A 5,431-nucleotide genomic window follows, 5' to 3' on the forward strand; every position below is an offset into this window, starting at 1 on the left:
GACGGTCAAGGCACAGGTTGCAGAAGCAGACGTCGGCAAGCTCAAGGTCGGCATGCCGGTCTATTTCACGACGCTCGGCATGCCCGACCGCAAATGGCGTTCGACCGTTCGCCAGATCCTGCCGACGCCCGAAACCGTCAATGACGTTATCCTCTACAACGCGCTGATCGACGTCGCCAACGAAGACCAGGCGCTGATGACCAGCATGACCGCGCAGGTTTTCTTCGTGCTCGGCGAGGCCAAGGACGTCCCCATCGTCCCGGCGGCCGCGCTTCGTCCGTCCAAGGGCGGCGACAAGAATACCTATCGCGTGATGGTGATGAACGGCAACCGTCCGAGCCCGCGCGAGGTCAAAATCGGCCTGATGACCCGGACCTCGGCGCAGGTCGTCTCGGGGCTCGAGGAAGGCGACATCGTCGTCACCGGCATCGAAACCTCGACGGGCCAAACCACCCGGCGCAGCCCGGCCGGCGGTGGCAGGCCGCCCATGCTATGACACGCACGTCTCATGCCCTGATCGAAATCCACGACGTCGCCAAGAGCTACCAGACCGGCGAGACGGAGGTGCACGCGCTCGACGGCGTATCGCTGACGATCCGCCATGGCGAATTCGTCGCCATCATGGGGCAGTCGGGTTCCGGCAAATCGACGCTGATGAACATCCTCGGCTGCCTCGACCGACCGACATCCGGCACCTACCTGGTGAATGGCACGAACGTCGCCTCGCTCTCCTCCGACGAACTGGCGGCGCTGCGCCGAGACACTTTCGGCTTCGTCTTCCAGCGCTACAACCTGCTGGCGACCATGACCGCGACCGAGAATGTCGAGTTGCCTGCGATCTATGCCGGCAAGGCGCATGGCGATCGCGTCTCTCGCGCCCGCGCCCTGCTCGCCCGGCTCGGCCTCGGAGATCGCGGCGGGCACCGGCCGAACCAGCTTTCCGGCGGTCAGCAACAGCGCGTCTCGATCGCGCGCGCCTTGATGAACGACGCGGAGGTCATTCTCGCCGACGAGCCGACCGGCGCGCTGGACACGCAGAGCGGCACGGAAGTGCTCGCCCTTCTCGCGAGCCTCAACGCGGAGGGCAAGACCGTCATCCTCATCACGCACGACCCCTCGGTCGCCGAACATGCGCGCCGTCTCATCAAGCTCTCCGACGGCCGCGTGACCGAAGACAGCGAGCGGACACCCTCGCGCGGCGTAGTGCCGGCGGGCGGGGACGCGGAGATCGCGAAACCTGCTTCCGTCTCCTTCTTCCGCGGCGACCTCGGTGAATCGATCAAGATGGCCTTCCGCTCGCTCAGGACGAACATCTTCCGCACCGCCTTGACGCTTCTCGGCGTCGTCATCGGGGTCGGTGCGGTCGTTGCTATGCTCGCGATCGGCAACGGCTCGAAGCAGAACGTCATGGACCGCATCTCGGCCATGGGCACGAACCTTCTGATGATCCGGCCCGGTGCGCCCGGCATGCGCAATACCGGCGACATCGCGACGTTGAAGCCGGAAGACGCGACCGCGATCGCGGCCCTTTCCAATGTCGAGGCGGCGGTCCCGGAGCGCTCGACCGCCGTGACCGTGCGCTACGGCAACATCGACTACCGGACGCAGGTGACGGGCACCTGGCCCGCCTATCCGTTGGTCCGCGACTGGAACGTCGCGAGCGGCGGGTTCTTCACGCAAGCCGATCTCGACGGCTACGCGCCTGTGATCGTCATCGGCCAGACCATCGCGGGCAATCTTTTCCCGGACGGTGGCGATCCCGTCGGCAAATACATTCTCGTCCAGAACGTCCCCTTCGAGGTCGTCGGCGTGCTGGAATCCAAGGGCGCGTCCTCCTTCGGCAACGATCAGGACGACGTCGCCTTCGTCCCGCTCTCGACCGGCTATATGCGCCTCTTCGGCAAGCAATATGTGAGCACGGTTTCGGTGAAGGTGACGGACGCATCCACCATCGACGACACCGAGGACAAGATCACGACGCTCGTGACCGCTCGGCACAAGACGCAGGATTTCCAGGTCCGCAACACCGCCTCTATTCTCGAGACTGCGGAGCAGACGCAGAACACCTTGACGATCCTTCTGGGCTCCGTCGCCGCGATTTCGCTTCTCGTCGGCGGCATCGGCGTCATGAACATCATGCTCGTCAGCGTCACCGAACGGACGAGGGAAATCGGCATCCGCATGGCGACCGGCGCACGGCAGATGGACATCATGCTCCAGTTCAACACGGAGGCGCTCGTCGTCTGCGGCGTCGGCGGCCTCATCGGCGTGCTGGGCGGCCTCGGCACGGCAATGCTCTGCGCAACCTTCGGCATGCCGGTCGCCTATTCGCTCTCGCCGCCGCTTCTCGCTTTTTCCTGCGCCTTTGCCACGGGTCTTCTGTTCGGCTATTTACCTGCGCGAAAGGCGGCCAGCCTCGATCCCGTCATCGCGCTCGCTTCGGAATAGGTTCAAAAATGCAAACGCTCCGGCGGCCTGTCGCCAGTTTCACCGCGCTTCTGATGCTCTCCTCGGCGCTTGGCGCCTGCTCGATGGTGCCCGATTACGAGCGCCCGCAAGTCGCGGTGCCGGCGGCCTTCGCGGGGCCGTCGGCAAAAGACGGCGCCGTGGACGTCTCCGCTCAGTGGTGGTCCTCGTTTAACGATCCCGAATTGCAGAGCCTGATGGCCGACGCGCTCGGCGCCAATCTCGACATCGTCGCGGCGCTCCATCGCGTCGAGCAGGCCGAGGGCCAGTTGCGGAGCACCAACTCGTCGCTCCTGCCCTCGCTCGACGCCAGCGGCGGCGCCTCGCGCACGACATCGAGCAGCAGTTCCGGCTCGACCCGGAGCGCCAGCGGCTCCCTCATCATCAGCTATGCCGTCGATCTCTGGGGCCAGTATCGCGCCCAGAGCGAGGCCGCCGAGGCCGATCTGCGCAGCAGCGTCTTCAGCAAGGAAGCCTCTATTCTCGTCGTCCAGTCTTCCGTCGCCACTACCTATTTCACCATCCTCAATCTCAAGGACCGTCTTGCCATTGCACGCGAGTCCCTCGACGCCGCGCGTGAAACGCTGAAGCTCGTCGAAGCCCGCTTCAGCTACGGCACGGCTTCCGCCCTGGACGTCGCGCAGCAACGTACGACGCTGGCGACCATCGAGGCCGGCATCCCCTCGCTCGAAACAAGCCTCGCCGCCAATCAACACGCGCTGGCAATCCTGCTCGGCCGCGCCCCTGAAGGCTTCGACGTGAAGACCGCCACCACGGACGCCGTCGCCCTGCCGACCGTCGCCGTCGGGCAGCCATCCAGCCTTCTGGAGCGCCGGCCCGACATTCGTCAGGCGGAAGCGAGTTTGCAGGCGGCCAACGCCGACATCGGCGCGGCGCGGGCGGCCTTCTTCCCAAGCATCAGTCTTTCGGGCTCGAAGAGCGTCGACTGGGTTGCGGGGATCGGCTCGACCAACGGCACTTCGCTCGCGGCCTCGCTGCTGGCGCCGATCTTTTCGGGCGGACAGCTCGAAGGCAATCTGCAGACGGCGAAGGCCCGCGACGCCGAACTGGCCGCGACCTACCAGAAGACGGTGCTGACCGCTTTCGGCGAGGTCGAGGACGCGCTTTCCGACGTCGACGCCTTCAGTCGCCGCCGGGCCTCCCTCACCGTCGCCTCGATCGAGGCGCGCCGCGCCTACGATCTCTCCCAGGCGAGCTACAAGGCAGGCGCAAGCGACTTTCTGTCGGTTCTCGACGCACAGCGGAGCTGGCTCTCGGCGCGCGACAGCGAGGCCCAGGCACGCCTGAACCAGTATACGTCGGCGGTCAATCTCTTCATCGCGCTGGGCGGCGGCTGGAGGTCCTGAACAGGCCCTGTTCGCGGACGAGCTTCCCGCTTTGACGGAAAGCGTGTTTACTCCCCGGAACAACAATTCAGGGAGAGAAACATGGCCAATCTGGTCTCGAAGGAAATCCGTCTGAAATCGCGCCCCGCCGGCGCGCCGACGCCCGCCAATTTCGAGCTCGCCTCGCGCGACGTCGCGCAGCCCGGCGACGGCGAAGTCCTCGTCCGCAACATCTGGATGTCGGTCGACCCCTATATGCGCGGCCGCATGATGGATCGCGAAAGTTACGTGCCGCCCTTCCAGATCGGCGAGCCGCTGCAGGGCGGCGCCATCGGCCAGGTGATCGTCTCGAAATCGCCCAAGCTCGCCGTCGGCGACTATGTGCAGAGCATGTGGGGCTGGCGCGAATACGCCCGTGAGAAGGCCGAGACCTTTCAGAAGGTCGATCCCGCGCTCGGACCCATCGAGGCCTATCTCGGTACGCTCGGCATGCCGGGCATGACCGCCTATGCGGGCCTCTTCAAGATCGGCGAGCTGAAGGACGGCGAGACCGTCTTCGTCTCCGCCGCTTCGGGTGCGGTCGGCACGGTCGTCTGCCAGCTCGCGAAAGCGCATGGCTGCTATGTCGTCGGTTCGGCCGGCTCCGACGAGAAATGCGAATGGCTCGAAAAGGTCGCGGGCATCGACAAGGCGATCAACTACAAGACCTGCGGCGACCTCGACAAGGCGGTGGGCGCGGCCTTCCCGAAAGGCATCGACGTCTATTTCGAGAATGTCGGCGGCAAGCATCTCGAAGTTGCGATCAACCACATGCGTCCCTTCGGTCGCCTCGCTCTCTGCGGCATGATCGAGCAGTATAACGACACGGCGCCGCGCCCCGGCCCGTCGAATATCATCATGGCGGTCGGCAAGAGCCTGAAGCTCCAGGGCTTCATCGTCTCGAACCATCTCGACATCATCCCGGCCTTCTATGCCGAGATGGGCAAGCTCATCAAGGCGGGCAAGATGAAGTGGCAGGAGACGGTCGAGGACGGCATCGAGAACGCGCCCAGGGCTTTCCTCAATCTTTTCTCCGGCGCCAACACCGGCAAGATGCTGGTGAAGATCGGCCCCGACAAGGCGGTTTAGTTTCTCTCCGTCATTGCGAGGCCGGAGGCCGAAGCAATCCAGAGCCATCGCCACCAGACTGGATTGCTTCGCTCCGCTCGCAATGACGGGCGTGAGCGGGACAGAAAGGGGAGGAACCAATGCCGACAAAAGCCCGCCGCTGGGTGCTCGCGTCACGTCCGCAAGGCAAGCCCGCGCCGGAGAATTTCCGGCTTGAGGAGATCACCCTCCCCGATCCCGGCGAGCACGAGCTTCTGATCCGCACCGAATATCACTCCGTCGATCCGGGCATGCGCTCGCGGCTTTCGGGCGCAAGCTATGCGGCGGCACTGCCGCTCGGCGAGACGATCGACAGCGCCATGATCGGCATCGTCGAGATTTCCAATAATGAAAAGTTCAAGCCGGGCGATCGTGTGACGGGCGGCTTCGGCTGGGCCAGCCACGCGCTTTCGAACGGACGCGGCATCCAGAAGCTCGATCCCGCGCTCTATCACGGAAAGCTCCGTCCGACG

The 5,431-nt window shown here is 65.0% G+C and carries 4 protein-coding genes and 1 pseudogene; all 5 read left to right on the forward strand.

The window, feature by feature from the left end; genetic code table 11:
• Positions 1-496 (forward strand): HlyD family efflux transporter periplasmic adaptor subunit (locus VMR03_RS08520; protein ID WP_325404198.1); only part of this gene is annotated, 496 nt, incomplete at its 5' end.
• On the forward strand, positions 493-2,448 hold the full coding sequence (locus VMR03_RS08525; RefSeq protein ID WP_325404200.1) for a MacB family efflux pump subunit: 1,956 nt from the start codon (positions 493-495) through the stop codon (positions 2,446-2,448). The genes VMR03_RS08520 and VMR03_RS08525, both read left to right, overlap by 4 nt.
• 8 nt (positions 2,449-2,456) lie before the next feature.
• Positions 2,457-3,833, forward strand: a complete 1,377-nt coding sequence (locus tag VMR03_RS08530) for an efflux transporter outer membrane subunit (protein WP_325404201.1) — start codon at positions 2,457-2,459, stop codon at positions 3,831-3,833.
• Between the two features lie 81 nt (positions 3,834-3,914).
• Entirely contained in the window at positions 3,915-4,940 is a 1,026-nt protein-coding gene (locus VMR03_RS08535; RefSeq protein WP_325404203.1) for an NADP-dependent oxidoreductase, read from the forward strand.
• 119 nt (positions 4,941-5,059) lie between these two features.
• Positions 5,060-5,431: pseudogene (locus VMR03_RS08540) on the forward strand (NADP-dependent oxidoreductase); the annotation flags it as partial.

Source organism: Parvibaculum sp., assembly GCF_035511255.1.
Lineage (GTDB): Bacteria > Pseudomonadota > Alphaproteobacteria > Parvibaculales > Parvibaculaceae > Parvibaculum.

Coding starts and splice junctions, on each gene's coding strand:
- VMR03_RS08525 (WP_325404200.1), top strand. CDS start 493: ATGACACGCACGTCTCATGCCCTGATCGAAATCCACGACGTCGCCAAG.
- VMR03_RS08530 (WP_325404201.1), top strand. CDS start 2,457: ATGCAAACGCTCCGGCGGCCTGTCGCCAGTTTCACCGCGCTTCTGATG.
- VMR03_RS08535 (WP_325404203.1), top strand. CDS start 3,915: ATGGCCAATCTGGTCTCGAAGGAAATCCGTCTGAAATCGCGCCCCGCC.